General features: G+C 46.4%; 1 pseudogene. It reads left to right on the top strand.

What is annotated here, in order from left to right:
• Positions 1–897: pseudogene (locus tag G2999_RS12505) on the top strand (EF-Tu/IF-2/RF-3 family GTPase); the annotation flags it as partial.
• Positions 898–1348: the final 451 nt, after the last annotated feature.

Here is a 1348-nt window from a genome sequence, read left to right as displayed (position 1 = left end):
GCTGAAGCAAGCGAAGAGTTGATGGATAAATATCTAGAAGGTGAAGAACTTACTGAAGCTGAAATCAAATCTGGATTAAGAACACGAACACTTAATAATGAAATCGTGTTGGCAACATGTGGATCAGCATTTAAAAATAAAGGCGTACAAGCAGTGCTTGACGCTGTTGTTGAGTACTTACCTTCCCCTGAAGAAGTAAAACCGATTACAGGGATACTTGATGACAAAGATGAAACGGAAGCAACTCGTCCAGCTAAAGACGATGCGCCTTTTTCTGCGTTAGCTTTCAAAATTGCGACAGACCCATTTGTCGGTACACTGACCTTTTTCCGTGTGTACTCAGGTGTCGTAAAGACCGGTGATACTGTGTATAACCCGGTGAAAGGAAAACGTGAGCGTTTTGGTCGTATCGTGCAAATGCATGCAAATGATCGTGAAGAAATTAAAGAAGTCCACGCCGGTGATATTGCAGCTGCGATAGGCTTGAAAGATGTGACAACCGGTGACACTTTATGCGACAGTAATGATAAAATTACTTTAGAGCGTATGGAATTTCCTGAGCCTGTCATTTCTATTGCGGTTGAGCCACGCTCTCAAGCCGACCAAGAGAAAATGGGTATTGCATTAGGTAAACTTGCCGCTGAAGACCCATCATTCCAAGTGAATACAGATGAAGAATCAGGACAAACCATCATTTCAGGCATGGGTGAACTACACTTAGATATCATTGTTGATCGTATGAAACGTGAATTCAGTGTTCAGTGTAATGTGGGTAAACCACAGGTTGCTTATCGTGAGACGATCCGTTCTACTGTTGAAGTAGAAGGTAAGTTTGTTCGTCAATCAGGTGGTAAAGGTCAGTTTGGCCATGCTTTACTGTCTTTGTTTCCAATTGAGTTCAAACTTTCCAGCACACTGGACTGGCCGTCGTTTTACAAGGTCTAGTCCGACCTAGACTCAGGGGTACCGAGCTCGAATTCTGGCGTAATAGCGAAGAGGCCCGCACCGATCGCCCTTCCCAACAGTTGCGCAGCCTGAATGGCGAATGGCGCCTGATGCGGTATTTTCTCCTTACGCATCTGTGCGGTATTTCACACCGCATATGGTGCACTCTCAGTACAATCTGCTCTGATGCCGCATAGTTAAGCCAGCCCCGACACCCGCCAACACCCGCTGACGCGCCCTGACGGGCTTGTCTGCTCCCGGCATCCGCTTACAGACAAGCTGTGACCGTCTCCGGGAGCTGCATGTGTCAGAGGTTTTCACCGTCATCACCGAAACGCGCGAGACGAAAGGGCCTCGTGATACGCCTATTTTTATAGGTTAATGTCATGATAATAATGGTTTC

The sequence above is a fragment of the Glaciecola sp. HTCC2999 genome (assembly GCF_000155775.1).
In the GTDB taxonomy this organism is placed as follows: domain Bacteria; phylum Pseudomonadota; class Gammaproteobacteria; order Enterobacterales; family Alteromonadaceae; genus Opacimonas.
This window is presented reverse-complemented; position numbering and strand designations above follow the sequence as displayed.